At 69.4% G+C, this 15,563-nt stretch carries 16 protein-coding genes; 9 read left to right on the forward strand and 7 right to left on the reverse strand.

What is annotated here, in order from left to right; all coding sequences use genetic code 11:
* Positions 1 to 3: 3 nt before the first annotated feature.
* Together Q5Z10_RS15800 and Q5Z10_RS15805 are read right to left on the reverse strand one after the other, a co-directional pair.
* Positions 4 to 534: a hypothetical protein gene (locus Q5Z10_RS15800; RefSeq protein WP_303636329.1), complete on the reverse strand. Its 531-nt coding sequence runs from the start codon at positions 532 to 534 to the stop codon at positions 4 to 6.
* Entirely contained in the window at positions 531 to 1,109 is a 579-nt protein-coding gene (locus tag Q5Z10_RS15805) for an RNA polymerase sigma factor (protein WP_303636330.1), read from the reverse strand. The genes Q5Z10_RS15800 and Q5Z10_RS15805 overlap by 4 nt, the downstream gene beginning before the upstream one ends.
* A gap of 127 nt (positions 1,110 to 1,236) precedes the next feature.
* Between Q5Z10_RS15805 and Q5Z10_RS15810 the strand changes: the two genes are divergently transcribed.
* Together Q5Z10_RS15810 and Q5Z10_RS15815 are read left to right on the forward strand one after the other, a co-directional pair.
* Entirely contained in the window at positions 1,237 to 1,416 is a 180-nt protein-coding gene (locus Q5Z10_RS15810; RefSeq protein WP_303636331.1) for a hypothetical protein, read from the forward strand.
* A 35-nt stretch (positions 1,417 to 1,451) separates the two neighbouring features.
* Entirely contained in the window at positions 1,452 to 2,045 is a 594-nt protein-coding gene (locus Q5Z10_RS15815) for a mechanosensitive ion channel family protein (protein WP_303636332.1), read from the forward strand.
* Positions 2,046 to 2,087: 42 nt separating this feature from the next.
* On the opposite strand, the gene Q5Z10_RS15820 is transcribed toward Q5Z10_RS15815, so the two are convergent.
* On the reverse strand, positions 2,088 to 2,354 hold the full coding sequence (locus Q5Z10_RS15820) for a DksA/TraR family C4-type zinc finger protein (protein ID WP_303636333.1): 267 nt from the start codon (positions 2,352 to 2,354) through the stop codon (positions 2,088 to 2,090).
* Positions 2,355 to 2,461: 107 nt separating this feature from the next.
* On the reverse strand, positions 2,462 to 3,019 hold the full coding sequence (locus Q5Z10_RS15825) for a DUF2058 domain-containing protein (protein WP_303636334.1): 558 nt from the start codon (positions 3,017 to 3,019) through the stop codon (positions 2,462 to 2,464).
* Positions 3,020 to 3,080: 61 nt separating this feature from the next.
* On the opposite strand from Q5Z10_RS15825, the gene Q5Z10_RS15830 reads away from it, so the two are divergent.
* From Q5Z10_RS15830 to Q5Z10_RS15840, 3 genes are read left to right on the forward strand one after another with little or no spacing between them, the layout of a single operon-like run.
* Positions 3,081 to 3,581, forward strand: a complete 501-nt coding sequence (locus tag Q5Z10_RS15830; protein ID WP_303636335.1) for a M48 family metallopeptidase — start codon at positions 3,081 to 3,083, stop codon at positions 3,579 to 3,581.
* Between the two features lie 48 nt (positions 3,582 to 3,629).
* Complete coding sequence (locus Q5Z10_RS15835; RefSeq protein ID WP_303636336.1) at positions 3,630 to 4,328, forward strand: RNA pseudouridine synthase; 699 nt, start codon at positions 3,630 to 3,632, stop codon at positions 4,326 to 4,328.
* 48 nt (positions 4,329 to 4,376) lie between these two features.
* Complete coding sequence (locus Q5Z10_RS15840; RefSeq protein ID WP_303636337.1) at positions 4,377 to 5,945, forward strand: phospholipase D family protein; 1,569 nt, start codon at positions 4,377 to 4,379, stop codon at positions 5,943 to 5,945.
* 3 nt (positions 5,946 to 5,948) lie between these two features.
* On the opposite strand, the gene Q5Z10_RS15845 is transcribed toward Q5Z10_RS15840, so the two are convergent.
* Positions 5,949 to 7,028 carry an HDOD domain-containing protein gene (locus Q5Z10_RS15845; RefSeq protein ID WP_303636338.1) on the reverse strand — a complete coding sequence of 360 codons (1,080 nt, stop codon included), beginning with the start codon at positions 7,026 to 7,028 and terminating at the stop codon, positions 5,949 to 5,951.
* A 269-nt stretch (positions 7,029 to 7,297) separates the two neighbouring features.
* Here Q5Z10_RS15845 and Q5Z10_RS15850 point away from each other — a divergent pair, with 269 nt between their 5' ends.
* Positions 7,298 to 8,395 (forward strand): Glu/Leu/Phe/Val dehydrogenase dimerization domain-containing protein, encoded by a 1,098-nt coding sequence (locus tag Q5Z10_RS15850; protein ID WP_303636339.1) that lies wholly within the window; start codon positions 7,298 to 7,300, stop codon positions 8,393 to 8,395.
* An 84-nt stretch (positions 8,396 to 8,479) separates the two neighbouring features.
* Here the strand turns inward: Q5Z10_RS15850 and Q5Z10_RS15855 are convergent, their stop codons facing one another.
* The gene (locus Q5Z10_RS15855) at positions 8,480 to 11,320 is read right to left on the reverse strand and encodes an autotransporter serine protease (RefSeq protein ID WP_303636340.1); all 2,841 of its coding nucleotides are present in this window, start codon (positions 11,318 to 11,320) and stop codon (positions 8,480 to 8,482) included.
* A gap of 181 nt (positions 11,321 to 11,501) precedes the next feature.
* On the opposite strand from Q5Z10_RS15855, the gene Q5Z10_RS15860 reads away from it, so the two are divergent.
* The 3 genes from Q5Z10_RS15860 (at position 11,502) to Q5Z10_RS15870 (ending at position 13,705) form a co-directional block, all read left to right on the forward strand.
* Entirely contained in the window at positions 11,502 to 12,677 is a 1,176-nt protein-coding gene (locus Q5Z10_RS15860) for a thiolase family protein (protein WP_303636341.1), read from the forward strand.
* Between the two features lie 122 nt (positions 12,678 to 12,799).
* Entirely contained in the window at positions 12,800 to 13,141 is a 342-nt protein-coding gene (locus tag Q5Z10_RS15865) for a hypothetical protein (protein WP_303636342.1), read from the forward strand.
* Between the two features lie 153 nt (positions 13,142 to 13,294).
* A complete protein-coding gene (locus tag Q5Z10_RS15870) occupies positions 13,295 to 13,705 on the forward strand; it encodes a hypothetical protein (RefSeq protein WP_303636343.1) in 411 nt (136 codons plus the stop codon).
* A 136-nt stretch (positions 13,706 to 13,841) separates the two neighbouring features.
* On the opposite strand, the gene Q5Z10_RS15875 is transcribed toward Q5Z10_RS15870, so the two are convergent.
* Positions 13,842 to 15,479, reverse strand: coding sequence for an acyl-CoA dehydrogenase family protein (locus tag Q5Z10_RS15875; RefSeq protein ID WP_303636344.1), 1,638 nt, complete (start codon positions 15,477 to 15,479; stop codon positions 13,842 to 13,844).
* Positions 15,480 to 15,563: the final 84 nt, after the last annotated feature.

Raw genomic sequence — 15,563 nt, forward strand, 5'->3', positions numbered from 1 at the left:
TCCTCAGGTTGTCATGCCGGCGGCGGCGTGAGCCGCCTGCCGGGTCAGTTCGAGCCGCAGCGCATAGGTACGCTTGAGCTGTCCAAGCAGGTGCGGCGCCCGCGGATCCTGCGCCATGGCGGCGCGGATCTGCTCCGCGCTGCGGTCCAGTTCATGCAGTGCCGGCTGCCATTCCGGTGCAGTGCCATCGGGCAACGCCGCCACCGCCTGCCGGTACTGTTCGGTCATGGCCGCGGCCTGCAGCTGCAGACCGCTGGGCGCAGGTGGCGGCACCGCCGACGGTGCATGCCGCCACGGTGCCACCGCGTAGACGGCGAGGCTGGCCGCCAGCGCGGCTCCCAGCGGCAACCACCGGCGCGCTTTCATCCGGCGCGGCAGCGCGACCACCGTGGCGGTGTCGGCTGGCGCGCGCGCGGGTCCGCGTGCTGGCAGGCGCGCCGACAACCGCGCCCAGCCATCCTCGGGAAGCACACGTTCATCGGGCAACGCGCGCAGGCGTGCCAGCAGGTCGTGATCGGGGTCGTGCGTACTCATGTCATGTCTCCCAGGCGTGCGCGCAACAGACCGCGCGCACGGTGCAGCTGTGCTTTGGAACTACCGACCGCCATCTGCAGCTGGTCGGCGATTTCATGGTGTTTCCAGCCTTCGATATCGTGCAGCACCAGGACCGCGCGCGCACGCGGCGGCAAGGTGGCCAGCGCGCGTTCCAGATCGCGCTCGGTGCCGGCACAGCCATCCTGCACCGCCATCTCCGGCAGTCCGCCATCCACGTCCTCCAGGCTGTCATGGTCGCGGCCACCGGCGCGTCCACGCAGCTCCATCAACGCCGCATTGACCCCCAGCCGGTGCAGCCAGGTCGACAGGCTGCTTTCGAAACGGAAGCCCGGCAAGGCCTTCCAGGCCTGCAGGAACGCTTCCTGCAGCGCGTCCTCGGCGCGCGCCTGCTGGCCGCCGCACAGGCGCCACAGCACAGCGAACACCCGGGGCGCATGGCGGCGGTACAGCAGCTCGTACGCTGCGGTATCGCCGGACGCGGCTGCCCGCACCAGGGCAGGTTCGTCGATGGCGTCGTTGGCAGCAGGCGGCGCGGGCATGGTGGTGTCGAGCATATCCGTTGGATGCAGGCCTCCGGAAAAAGGTTTAGAGCAGCACGCACGGCGGCCCATGCAACCTTTTTGCGGCCCGCTGCATCCATCCACAGGTCCCCCCGCAGGCCCGCCCGGCCAGGAGCCTCCGATGTCCCGTCCCACCTGTGCCGCCCTGCTGGCGATCGCAACCTGCGTGCTGCTGCAGGCCTGCGACGTGTCCCTGCACTGGCGCACCGACAGCGGCCGCGCCTGCCTGCAGCAGCACCGCCAGGACGTGCTCTGCCTGGCCTGGGCGCAGGCGGTCGAAACCCCGGCACGCGCCGGGTAACATCAGGGCCCGTTCCCGCTGCACGCTGTCGCCCCATGATGTTGTCGCTGAAAGACCACCTGCCGGCCTGGACCCATCCCTGGCTGCATGACCTCGGGATCGCCCTGCAGATCCTGCTCACCCTGCTGGCCGCCTGGCTGCTGCGGGTGCTGGCGCGCCGCCTGATCCGCCGCTTCGCCGATCATTACACGCTGCCGCCGGAAATGGTGATGGGCGCACGCCGGATCACCAGCTTCGTGGTCTATTTCAGCGCAGTGCTGTACATCCTCAGCCTGCTGGGCGCGTCGCCGTCGGTGCTGTGGACGGCATTCACCGGCTTTGCCGCGGTGGGTGCGGTCGCCTTCTTCGCTGCCTGGAGCGTGCTGTCCAACATCTTCTGCACGCTGCTGATCTTCACCACGCGGCCGTTCCGCCTGCATGACTACATCGAGGTACTGGAAAACGGCGAGAAGCCGGGGCTGAAGGGACGCGTGATCGACGTCAACCTGATCTACACCACGCTGCAGGAAACCGGCGATGGCCATCAGGGTACGGTGCTGCAGCTGCCCAACAACCTGTTCTTCCAGCGCACCGTGCGCCGTTGGCGCGATCCGGCACAGGCGCCGGGCGGCATCCAGGGCGACGGCTGAGGGTGTTTTTCCCTGCAGGGCTGCGCCCTGCAACGCGTCCGCTTACCTCAGCTGGCTGTCCTTGCTGCCGCGCCGGTTGTAACCACTGCTGGCCTGCGCGTCCTCGTCGTGCGCCTGCTGGCAGGCCACGCACAGGCGCACGCCGGGCACGGCCTGGCGCCGCGCCAACGGAATCGGCGCGTCGCATTCCTCACAGTGTTCCAGACCCGGTCCGCGGCGCAGCTGGCGCCGCGCGCGGGCAATCGCATCATCGACGGTGGCGTCTATCTGGTCCTGGACCGCGCCATCGCCCGCCCATCCGGTCGCCATGGCCATCCTCCGCAGGGGTGTCTGCCTGATATGGGGACGATACACCCCAGCGCAAACGGCAGCGCCGGGCCGTGCGCGGCGCACGTACCGGCCGGTTCAGCAACGCCTTACCAGACCAGGTCGTCCGGCACCTGGAACTGGGCGTAGTAGGCATCGTCTTCGGCATTGCCGGTGGAGATCTCGGCCGTCGAGCCCGGCTGACCATGGTCGACGATGATGGCCTCGGGGGCGCGTTCACGCACCTTCTCGGCGGCCGCGCGCGGCAGCAGCGCGTAGCCTTCGCCGTTGGCAACGATGACCAGTACGCCGACCGACAGAGCCTTGCGCAGCTTCGGATCGATCAGCAGGGTGCGGATCGCCGCGCCGTCACTGAAGCGGTACTCGTCATCGCCCTTGTGGGCCACGGCGTGGGCAGTGATGATCTGCTTCGCCTGCGCCTTCTGTTCAGCCAGCCTGGCCTGGGCATTGCGCTCGGCAGCCAATGCGCGGTCGCGCTCGATCTTTTCCGCCCGCGCGCGTTCAGCTTCACGCTGGACCTCGGCCGAGGTCGACGCCGCCTTGCCCTGGCGGGCCTTGGCCTGCTCGCGTGCCGCCGCGCTGGCCTGCGACTTCTTGGCCAGGCCGGCCTTGAGCAATTGTTCCTGCAGCGCGTTGGGCTTTGCCATGGTCGATGCGTACCGCGTGTAATCTGGATGCCCCATTCTACCGACGCGCCGACGCCCCTGCATGGCTGTCCTGAAGTACCTCACCGGCTACCCCGAACCCCTGGTCGCACAGGTCAGCGATCTGCTGGCGCAGGGCAAGCTCGGCCCCTGGCTGCAGCAGCGCTATCCGGATCCGCACGAGGTGCGCAGCGACCGCCAGCTGTACGACTACACCCAGGACATGAAAGACCGTTACCTGCGCAAGTCGGTGCCGCTCAACAAGGTCTGCTACGACAACACGCTGGAAGTGATCAAGCACGCCCTGGGCACGCACACGGCCATTTCCCGCGTGCACGGTGGCCGGCTCAAGGCCAGCCGCGAGATCCGCATCGCCACCGTGTTCCGGCAGGCGCCGGCCGCGTTCCTGCGCATGATCGTGGTGCACGAACTGGCACACCTGAAGGAGGCCGACCACAACAAGGCCTTCTACCAGTTGTGCCAGCACATGGAGCCGGACTACCTGCAGCTCGAGTTCGATACCCGCCTGTACCTGACCGAGCTGGCCCACCGTGGCCAGCGCTGAACCGGCGTAGGGGCTACACTGCGCGCCCCCCTGCCCGACCTTTCCGCCATGGAACCGACCCGCCTCGACAAACGCCTCGCCGCCCTGCTCGGCATCCCGCGCGGTGAAGCACGGCGTTACATCGAAGGCGGCTGGGTCAGTGTCGATGGCGAGGTGGTGGAACAACCGCAGCGCCCGGTGGACGAGCTCGCCAGCATCGTGGTCAACGAGCAGGCCAGCGACAGCAAGGCCGAGCGCGCCAGCATGCTGCTGCACAAGCCGGCCGGCGTGCCGGCGGAGGCGCTGTGCGCGATGGTCCGTGCCGATACCCGCAGCGAACTCGATGCCAGTGCCGTGCGTCCGCTGCAGCGGCATTTCCATGGCCTGCAGCTGGCCGCGTCACTGCCGGCCGATGACAGCGGGCTGGTGGTGGTCAGCCAGGATCCGGCGGCGCTGGCCCACCTGCAGCGCAATCTCGGCCGGACGGAACAGGAATACCTGGTCGAGGTCGGCGAAGGCGGCCCGGAGCGCGGCCCCTGGCTGATGGCGCGCCTGCAGCATGAAGCCGGCGGCCCCAAGGTCAGCTGGCAGAGCGAGCAGCGCCTGCGCTTCGCCGGCAAGGGGCTGACCGCCAAGGGCCTGAAGAGCGCGGTGAGCGCAGCCGGCCTGCAGGTGCTGGGCGTGCGCCGCCTGCGCATCGGCCGCGTCGCGCTGGGCCCGCTGCCTGCGGGGCAGTGGCGCTACCTGGGCAGCGACGAGCGGTTCTGACGGCAGGCAGGTGGCATCCACGCATGGCGTGGATCTACCATCGGTACCATGAGCCCGCGCAAACCCCTGTGGCGACGCCTGCTGCGCATCGCCGCGATCATCATCGCCGCCCTGCTCCTGCTGGTCCTGTCCGGTCTGCTGCTGGCCGACCACCTGGCACCGCAGGCACGCGGCGAAGCGTCGCATGTACTGCCGCTGCAGCCCGCGCAGACGTCCATCGACCGCCAGATGGTGGCATTGCAGGCCGCCCATCCGGGCCAGTCCGGCGTGGCGTTCCTGAGCGATGGCATGGACGCATTCGCGGCGCGCGCGATGATCACCGAACATGCTGGCCGCAGCCTCGACCTGCAGTACTACATCTGGCATGACGACCTGATCGGCCACCTGATGGCCAAGGCGCTGTATGACGCCGCCGAGCGCGGCGTGCGCGTGCGCATCCTGCTCGACGACATGAATGCCAAGGACAAGGATGCGCTGATGATGGCGCTGGACACGCATCCGAACATCGAGATCCGCCTGTACAACCCGTTCCGCAACCGCAGCGGCATCGCACGCACGCTGGAGCTGGTGCAACGCGCGTTCAGCGTGAACCATCGCATGCACAACAAGAGCTGGATCGCTGACGGACGCATTGCGATCGTCGGTGGCCGCAACATCGGCGAGGAGTACTTCAGCGCGCGCAGCGACGTGAACTTCCAGGACCTGGACCTGGTGGTGGCCGGGCCGGCGGTGCAGCAGGCCAACCGGATCTTCGATGACTACTGGAACAGCGACGCGGCCATCCCCATCGCCGCGCTGGCCTTCCACACCGAGGCACAGCTCCGGCTGCTGGTGCGCGAGTCGGACCACGAAGCACAGCGTGAAGCGGCGCGGCCGTACCTGCAGCGGGTGGCCGACTCACGCCATCGCCAGCGCCCGAGTCCGGAGCCGCTGCACTGGAGCGGCGACGTGCAGATCGTGTCGGACCCGCCGATGAAGCACCGCGATGATGCGCGCGACGACTGGCTGGTCAGCGCGCTCGTCCAGCAGCTGCAGTCGACGCGCAACAAGGCACTGCTGATCTCACCCTACTTCGTGCCGGGCGCTGACGGGCTGGAAGGCCTGACGGCCATGGCGGGCCGTGGCGTGCAGGTGGGTGTGGTGACCAATTCGCTGGCGGCCAACGACGTGGCCGCCGTGCACGGCGGCTACATGGGGTACCGGGTGCCGCTGTTGAAGGCCGGGGTGCACCTGTACGAACTGAAGGCACATGGCCCGGCCGGTGGCAGCAGCCTGTTCGGCAGCAGCGGCGCCAGCCTGCACACCAAGGCGCTGCTGGTGGACGACCGGCGTGGCTTCGTCGGCTCGTTCAACCTCGACCCGCGTTCGGCCTATCTCAACACCGAGATGGGCGTCCTGTTCGACGATCCGGTGCTGGGTGCGCAGCTGCGCGCGGAGTACCTGCGCCTGGCCAGCCCCGCGCAGAGCTGGTGGCTGGCCGTGGACGGCGACGACCGCCTGCGCTGGCTGGAGCGCGAGCCGCCGCCCCACTGGGTGGCCAGCGAACCCGGCAGCGGTCCCGGCAAACGCTGGACGGCACGGGTGATCAGCTGGCTGCCGCTGGAGTCACAGCTGTAGCGGTCACGGCGCGGGGCCGTCGCCCTCGCCGTGCAGCGCCTCGTCCAGGGTTTCCACATTGCGCCCGTGCAGGCGCCGCCAGATCCAGCGCAGCGCATGCGGTGGCGCGGCCGGCAGCTGTTCCAGCAGGGCCAGCATGCGTCCCTGGCTGGCGTGGCCATGCCGGCACAGCAGGCTGGCCGCGGCGGCGGCGCTGGCCAGGCGCAGGCTGTCGGCCAATGGCCCTTCGGCGCTGGCGTCCAGCGCCTGGTGGACCGGCTCGGGCAGGTCCCAGGCCGCGGCGACCCGCCGCGCCAGCGGCTGCGACCACTGCTGCAGCAGCTGCAGCGCCAGCGCCGGTTCCACGTCTTCCTGACGCGCCTGCGCTTCATGCAGCAGCTGCCGCATCACCAGCGCCGCGCCCAGGCCCTGCACCAGTCCCAGCCACTGCGCGGCGAAGGCGTCGCCGAAGGTCACCGTACGTGCATGATCGGCGGCGGCCCGCGAGGCCAGCAGCGCGTGCTCCCAGATGATCGCGCTGAACTGCGGGAAGGCATCGCACTGCACCTGCATCACCGGCTGCACCAGCACCGCGCTGATGATCTGCCGCACCCCTTCGGTGCCGACCAGGGTGACCGCCCGCTGCAGGCTCTCCACCGGCCGCTCGTGCACCTTGTAGGCAGGGCTGTTGGCAATGCGCAGCAGATTGCCGGTCAGCACCGGGTCCTGGCCGATGATCGCCGCCATCACCCGCGCCGAGGCAACGTCGTCATTGACCGTCTGGATCAGCTGCGGCAGCAGTTGCGGGCGACGCGGCAGCTGCCGGGCTGCCCAGTCGCGGTCCTGCAGCGCGCGGTCCACCGCCTCGGCAAGGCCGCAGGCACTGGCCGCGGCCGGCTCGCCGGCCAGGCGCGGGTACAGCGCCAGCGCATGCAGGCCACGCTGCAGATGCCCGGCGATCTCCGCTGCGGGCAGCGCCTCGCCCTGCAGGCTGGCCGCGGCCGCCGCCACCGCCTGCCGGGGCGCCGCCGCCAGCCGCGCCGGGGCATCCCCGGTCAGCCGCGACAGCCACCCGGTCAGGGCATGCCACCAGCCCGACCTCATCGCCGCCCATCCTGTCGTTGTCCTGCTGCCGCCACTGCCTGCACCTTCGCCACTCCGGCGACCTGCCGTCGTCGCAGCATCGGCCGCACTTTCATCTTCTTTAACCCGGGCCGCCACCGCCTCCACGGCACATCCCGGGGGAATGGACTAGAATGGCGCCGCGCGACCCGTCCCCCTGCACCGACGACGTCGCTTTTTTTGTTTTCGGACCCTACCGTTCATTGGCACGTTCGCCGCGGTTGACCGCTGATCGCGCCATCGGAGACCCCATGCTATTCGAAACCCTCGCAACCACCGGCCACGAACAGGTGGTGTTCTGCCACAACCAGGATGCCGGCCTGCGGGCGATCATCGCCATCCACAACACCACCCTGGGCCCGGCCCTGGGCGGCGTGCGCATGCGCCCCTACGCCAGCACCGATGACGCGCTGGCCGATGTGCTGCGCCTGAGCCGGACGATGACCTACAAGAATGCGCTGGCCGGCCTCAATGTCGGTGGCGGCAAGGCCGTGATCATCGGCGACCCCAAGACCGACAAGACCGAAGTGCTGTTCCGCGCCTTCGGCCGCTATGTCGATTCGCTGGGCGGCCGCTACATCACCGCCGAGGACGTCGGTACCGACGTCAACGACATGGAGAACATCTACCTGGAGAGCCAGTTCGTCACCGGCGTGCACCAGGTCCACGGCGGCTCGGGCGACCCCGCTCCGTTCACCGCCTACGGCGCACTGCAGGCACTGATGGCCGCCATGCGCTTCAAGTTCGGCCACGAGGAAGTGGGCAAGACCAGCATCGCGGTGCAGGGCCTGGGCCACATCGGCATGGAGCTGGTGAAGCTGCTGCGCGACCGCGGTGCCAAGCTGTACGTCACCGATCTGGACAGCACCCTGGTCGACCGCGCGGTGAGCGATTTCGGTGCCGAAGCGGTGAAGCCGGACGAGATCCACGAAGTGAATGCCGATGTGTTCGCACCGTGCGCGCTGGAAGGGGCGATCAATGCCGACACCCTGCCGCGGATCAAGGCGAAGATCATCTGCGGTACCGCCAACAACCAGCTGTCCAGCCTGGAGATCGGCGACGAACTGCATGCGCGCGGCATCCTGTATGCACCCGACTACGCGGTCAATGCCGGTGGCGTGATGAATGTCTCGCTGGAAATCGACGGTTACAACCGCGAGCGGGCGATGCGGCTGATCCGCAGCATCTACCACAACCTGGCACGCATCTTCGAACTGTCGCAGCGCGAGAACATCGCGCCGCAGCGCGCCGCCGACCGCATCGCCGAGAGCCGCATCCTGTCGATCGGCAAGCTGAAGATGCCGCTCGGCCGCAGCACCCCGCGCCTGGGCAACCTGCGCGGCGGCTGATCGCCCCGCGCCTGCAGCGTGTGGGTGCCGCCGTTCGGCCGGCACCCACACAGACCACCGCCGGCCCTGACCGGCGCGCCGCGGTCAGAAGCCGGCGCTGTAACGCAGGGCCGCCTGGCGTGCATCATCACCGCCGACGCGCTGATCGATGCCCAGGCTCAGGCGACCGTTGCGGCCCCACGCCGATTCCAGCGCCAGGCCGATCAAGGCACTGCCGCGCGGTGTGTTCACGCCGGCCAGCGGCGCCCAGGCATCGATGCCGACGAAACTGGCCTGCCACGCCGACTCGCCCCGATCCAACCGCTGCTGCCATTCGGCATGGCCCCGCATGCTCCAGCGGCCCCACTGGCGCTCGCCACGAAGCCCGGCCAGCAACTGGCTGCGCTGTGCACGCGCGGCCTCCCCGCGCAGGCCGAAGCCGAAGCCGCCCTGTTCGCTGAAGCCGTCGGTATCCAGGCGGGTGCTGCTGGCGCCGAGGTAGGGCGTCAGCGACGCACCGATGCGGCCGAAGCGGTAACCGCCTTCGATGCTGGCACTGCTGAAACGACCGCCGTACCGCGCCGACACACCGTAGGCGCCGGCGCCGAGCAGCAGCTGGCGATCAAGCTCGCGCTGGAACTGGCCGGTACCGAACTGGGCCAGTGCATAGCCGCGGCCGAGGTTCCAGCCGGCATACAGCTGCGCCTGCGCCTGGCGGTCGCGGCCGCGGTCGCCACCGACGTTGCTGCCGCCATTGCTGCGGGTTTCACCGAAGGCCATGCCCAGCAGGCCGTTGCTGCCGAGCGCGACATCCTGGCCGGCCATCCAGCCCTGGCTGTCGCTGGCATTGCCGGCAAAGCTGCCCTGCCCCGCCTCGCCCAACGCGCTCTGCCAGGCGCCGCGCAGCCGCGGTGCGGCCTGCACGCGATCGAAGCGTTCGGCAACCGCCCGCCGCGCCATGTCGACGCTGTCGAAGGTAGAGGCTTCGGCTCGCGCGTGCGCCAGCCCGGACAGGCTCTCCAGCGCTGCGGCAAGACCGCTGGTGCCGCCTGCGGTGCGCTGCAATGCACCGGCTGCGGCGCCGAACGCCGAGCCCTGCAGGGTGGCGCTGCCATCCAATGCCGTGAATGCCGACTGCACCCGCAGCGCCGATGCCTGCGCGCTGGCACCAAGGCCGGATGCGGCGGCCGACACACTGACCTGGGTCAGGTCCATCCATGCGTCGTTGCTGCCATAACCGTACTGCGCCTGCAGCAGCGTCAGGCCATTGGCACCGGTGGTGGCCACAGGGGTGGTGAACGTACCGCTGACGCCACCGTCGGCGTGGATCAGGCCCTGACGGCTGCCGACCTGCGGCACGTAGCCGGAGACAATGCCATCGACGGTCACGCCACCGGCCAGCGCCGCCGTGCCGGTGACCCGCAGCGGGTCCACGCCCAGTGCGACCACCAGCTGCGCACCGGCGCGCTGGGTGTAGTTGCCCTCGATGGTCGCGGCGGTGCCGGCAGTGGCCAGGACCACGCTGGCCGCGTTGTCGACGTTGCCGATCACCCGCGGCGTCCCCGGCATGAACTGCAGGCCGGCGGCCAGCGGGCTGCCGCCCATCGCATCGATGCTGACATTGGAACGGATGACCGCGCCGTCGCGCAGGCCAAGGCGGCCACGCTCGATACGGGTGGCGCCGCTGTAGCTGTTGTTGCCGGTCAGTACCAGGCTGCCTTCGCCCCGCTTCACCAGGCCGCCATTGCCGGCGATGTTGTTGCCCCAGGTCGAACCGGTTGACGCCAGATCGACGTTGGCCACCACATCCCCCCAGTCGAAACGCCCCGGGCCCTTGATCGCACTGCCGATGTCGAGCATGCCGTAGCCGAACACCGCATCGACACCGGGCGCACCGATGTCGGTGGCGGTACCCAGCAGGGTCTGCCGCACCAGATCGTTGTTGAAGTACGGATAGCGTTCCCAGACCAGTGCAGCGGCGCCGGAGATCAGCGGCGCAGCGAACGAGGTTCCGTAGTTCCAGAGGTACTTGTCGGTGCCCGGCTCCGGAAACACCGCACTGCCGGGCGCGGTGAGGCAATAGCGCGCGGCATCGCCACACGCGTTGGCCCAGTCGACGCGCTGCCCCGGCTTGTTGGGGTCGATGGCGGTGGCCACCAGCCAGCCGCGTTCGAGGTCAGCCGCCGGCAGCGAACCGCCGACGCCGCGCTGGCTCGGCAGGGCCGCCACGCTGCTCGGCTGGTCACGCCCGTCGTTGCCCGCGGCGAATACCACCAGGCCCCCGTTGTCGACGATGAACGGACGGTACTCGGCGGCCACCTGCGCGGTGGTGCCCAGGTCGGTCCAGTATAGCCCGCCCCAGGAGTTGTTCATGATCTTCACGCCATAGCGGATCAGGTCCTGGTGGACCCCGGCCACGCCCAGCGGGCCGCTGAAGGAATTGCCGCGGCCGCTGCCGTCATCCGCCGGTGGCTTATCGGCGATGATCCGCGCCGAGACGATTTCCGCCCCGGGGGCGATGCCACCCGGCCAGACCCCGACCGCCGTACCGGCGGCCAGGCTGGCCACCGCGGTGCCGTGCCCGACCACGTCGTCGACGTTGAGATTGTTGCGGGCCGGATCGATGTAGTTGAGGTTGGCCACCACCCGGCCGTTCAGCGCTGCGGCGGTGCGGGTCACGCCCGAATCGACGATGCCGATCCGCACACCGCGTCCGCTGGCGCCGGTGGCCTGTGCCGCACGCGCCTGGGTCTGTGCCAGATGCGCATCCACGGCCGGCTCGAGCGGCTTGGAGGCTGGCGGCGGCGTCACCGGTGGTGTCACCGGCGGCGTCACCGGCGGCGGATCGATGCGCACGTTGCCGCCGCCCCCACCGCCACCACACGCCGACAGCGCCATCGCCAGCGCCGAGGCCAGCACCGACCTTCCCATCGTCTTACGTTCCATCGATTCCTTCCCATGAACGTGGGCCTGCCGCGATCCGGGCAGGCATCCAGTGCTGCCCCTCGGCAGCCTCCGTCGACCCTCTATACTTGGCCGACCCCCACGCAGTCTGCCGGGAAACCGCAGCGCTTCCAACGCCCGCGGTCTCCTTTCCGAACATTGTTCACGCATCAACGAGATTGCCATGTCCAACATCGTCATCGCCGCCGCCAAGCGCACCGCCATCGGCTCCTTCCTCGGCCAGTTCAACGGCGTCCCGACGCCGACGCTCGGTGCGGCCGCCATCGCCGCCGCCCTGGAACAGTCCGGCGTCCCCGCCAGCGACGTCTCCGAAGTCCTGATGGGCTGCGTGCTGCCGGCCAACCTCGGCCAGGCACCGGCCCGCCAGGCGGCGATCGCCGCCGGCATCCCGCTGTCGGTGGGTGCCACCACGCTCAACAAGGTCTGCGGCTCGGGCATGAAAGCGATCATGCTGGGGCACGACCTGATCAAGGCCGGTTCGGCCAAGGTCGTTGTCGCCGGCGGCATGGAATCGATGTCCAACGCCCCGCACCTGCTGCCCAATTCGCGCACCGGCAACCGTTTCGGCAACTTCCAGGCGGTGGACCACATGGCCCACGACGGCCTGGTCAACGCCTACGACGGCAAGGCCATGGGTGAATTCGCCGAATGTGCGGTCGACAAGTACCAGTTCAGCCGCGAGGAGCAGGACGCCTACGCCATCGAGTCGGTCAGGCGCGCGCAGGCCGCGCAGGCCAACGGTGCCTTCGCCGACGAGATCGTCGCGGTGAAGGTCGCCACCCGCAAGGGCGAGGTCGAGGTCGCCAGCGACGAACAGCCCGGCCGTTCGGACATCGCCAAGATCCCGACCCTGCGCCCGGCCTTCAAGAAGGATGGCAGCGTGACGGCGGCCAGTTCCTCCAGCATTTCCGACGGTGCCGCCGCCGTGGTCCTGCTGACCGAAGAGGACGCCGCCGCACGTGGCCTGCAGCCGCTGGCGCGGATCGTCGGCCATGCCACCCATTCGCAGGAACCGGAGTGGTTCACCACCGCCCCGATCGGCGCGATCCACGCGCTGCTGGCCAGGACCGGCTGGTCGCTGGACCAGATCGATCTGTTCGAAGTGAACGAGGCATTCGCCGTGGTGGCGATGGCACCGATGCGCGAACTGGGCATCCCGCACGACAAGCTCAACGTGAATGGCGGTGCCTGCGCGTTGGGCCATCCGATCGGTGCCTCCGGCGCGCGCCTGGTGGTGACGCTGGTCAACGCATTGCGCACGCGGGGCGGCAAGCGCGGCATTGCCACCCTGTGTATCGGTGGCGGTGAAGCGACTGCAATCGCCATCGAATTGATCTGAAAGGATTTAACGCTGATTTCGCAAAAATGAATGCGGGATCGCTTGACAGCCAATCTTGGCTTGTCATCATGTTGTCGGCGCGCAGTTGCGCGTTGCCTAATCTAACGACGAGGATTCACACAATGAGCATCAACAAGCTGCTGGTCGCGATGTCCCTGGCTCTGGCCCTGGCCGCCTGCTCGAAGCAGGAAGCTGCCCAGGACGCCGCTGCTTCGGCCAACGAAGCCGCCACCGAAGCCCAGACCGCCGCCGACCAGGCCGCCGCTGCTGGCGCCCAGACCGCCGACGCTGCCCAGCAGGCCGCTGACACCGCCGCCACCGCTGCTGACGCTTCGGTCGACGCTGCTGCCCAGGCTGCCGGCGCTGCCACCGACGCCGCTGCTGGCGAAGCCAAGGACGCCGCCAAGGCTGCCGAAGCTACCGCTGAGCAGGCCAAGGACGCTGCTGAAGAAGCCAAGAAGTAATCACTTCTTTCTTCAGGCTGTTCTGGAAAAGCCGCTGGTTCGCCAGCGGCTTTTTCTTTGCGCGCGCGGACCGCGCAGCGCAGGCGATGACCGCACCTTCACAATGGCATGAATAGGCTGGCGTCCCCATCCATTGCAGTAACGGAGACCGCCATGAAGATTCGTCCGCTGACCACCTCCCTGCTGGCCGCCTCCCTGCTGCTGGCACTGGCCGCCTGCAAGGGCCCCGAAGCCGAACAGGCGCGCCAGGATGCTGCGCAGGCCGCCGACAGTGCCGGCACTGCGGCGCGTGACGCGGTGGACCAGGCTGCGGCCGCCACCCGCGATGCCGCCGACAAGACCGCTGCCGCTTCCGAGCAGGCCGCTGCCGATACCCAGCAGGCGCTGGACAAGGCCGCCGATGCCACGGCCAAGGCCGCCAGCGAAGCCAAGGCTGCCGCCACCGATGCCGCCGCGCATGCCAGCGATGCCACCGCCGACGCCGCGCAGAAGGTCGCCGACAAGGCACGTGATGTCGCCAACGACGCCAAGGCCAATGCCGCCAAGGAAGAAGCCAAGCACTGACGCGAAGGGTTTCACCGCTGCGCTCGCCGGGCATGGCCCGGCGCTACCGATCCTTCACCGCTGCGCTCGCCGGCAGCGGCCGGTACCTGCAGAAAAGCCGCGGCCTGACCGCGGCTTTTCTGCTTCCCGCCAGCGTCTACGGCAGCGCGCGTGCCAGCAGCGCGGATAGATCCAGGCTGGCCGGCAGGGTGCCGAAGGCCAGCCCGTGCCCGCCGTCCAGACGGCTGCGGATGAATGCCTCGGCCATCGGGCTGCGTGCACGCAGCAGCAGTGCCGCCTGCAGCAGCAGCACGGTACGTTCGCAGAACACCCGCGCCTGGGCCTCATCCGGTGCCGCTGCGTCGCGCCAGCGCTCCAGCGCCGCCGCGTAGCGCGCATCGCGGCTTGCCATGGCCTCCAGTTCCGCCTGCAGCGCGGCGCGTGTCTCCGGCTCCCGCGCCAGCGCGCGCAGCACGTCCAGGCACTGGATGTTGCCACTGCCCTCCCAGATCGAATTCAGCGGTGCCTGCCGGTACAGCCGCGGCAGCATCGATTCCTCGACATACCCTGCGCCGCCCAGGCACTCCTGCGCCTCGTTGATGAACACCGCTGCGCGCTTGCAGATCCAGTACTTGCCCAGCGCAGTGCCCAGCCGCGCCAGTGCCGCCTGCACCGGATCCGCGGCGGCCTGGTCGACCGCCCGCGCGATGCGCATCGCCAGCACCGTGGCCGCTTCCGATTCCAGCGCCAGGTCGGCCAGCACGTTGGCCATCAACGGGTGGTCCACCAGCGGCTTGCCGAAGGTGCGCCGGTGCCGCGCGTGATGCAGGGCCTGCGCCAGCGCCATGCGCATTTCCGCCGCAGCACCCAGCATGCAGTCCAGCCGCGTCATCATCACCATGCCGATGATGGTGGCCACGCCACGGCCCTCCTCGCCCACGCGCCAGGCCTGCGCGCCGCACAGCTCGATTTCACTGGAGGCATTGGCCCAGTCGCCAAGCTTGTCCTTCAACCGCATCAGGCGGAACGCGTTGCGATCGCCATCGGCCAGCCGCCGCGGCATCAGCAGGCAGGTCAAGCCCGCCGGTGCCTGCGCCAGCACCAGGAACCCATCGCACATCGGTGCCGAGAAGAACCACTTGTGCCCGATCAGGCGGTAGCGCTCGCCGTCGATCGGTTCGGCGCGCGTGCTGTTGGCCCGTACATCCGAGCCCCCCTGCTTCTCGGTCATGCCCATGCCCAGCGTGATGCCGGCCTTGTCGGCCACCGGCACGTCGCGCGGGTCGTACACCGGTGCTGCCGCCTTGCGTGACCACTCGCCCAGGTGCGGGTGCGCGCGCAGCACCGCCACCGCCGCGTGGGTCATGGTCAGCGGGCAGCTGGTGCCGGCCTCGGCCTGGTGGTGCAGATAGCTCAGCGCCGCGCGTGCCACATGCGCGCCCGGCTGTGGCTCGTGCCAGGACAGGCCGGCCACCCCATGCTCCTTGGCGGCCTGCATCAACTGGTGGTAGGCCGGGTGGAACTCCACCGTATCGATCCGGTGACCCTGCGCATCGTGGGTGCGCAGGCGCGGACGGTCACGGTTGGCATCGAAGCCCAGCCGGTACAGCGGGTCACCGGCCAGGCCGCCGTACACCGCCAGCCGGGGTGCGAACGCTGCGGCCCCTTCGCGCTGCACCGCTTCGATCAGCGCGATGTCATCGGTCCACAGCTGGCGGCCAGCGAAGGGCGGCGGCTGGTTGAGCACCACGTGGGTCTCGTAGGGCGCACTGCTGCTGAAGCTGGGTCCGCTCATCCGTTCCATCCCGCCGGCAAGAGGTGTGCGGCCCGATTGTGCCGCATCCGCTGGCAACTCCGCGTTCAGGCCGGTTCTCGCGAC

It is taken from the genome of Stenotrophomonas sp. 704A1 (genome assembly GCF_030549525.1).
Classification (GTDB): domain Bacteria; phylum Pseudomonadota; class Gammaproteobacteria; order Xanthomonadales; family Xanthomonadaceae; genus Stenotrophomonas; species Stenotrophomonas tuberculopleuritidis.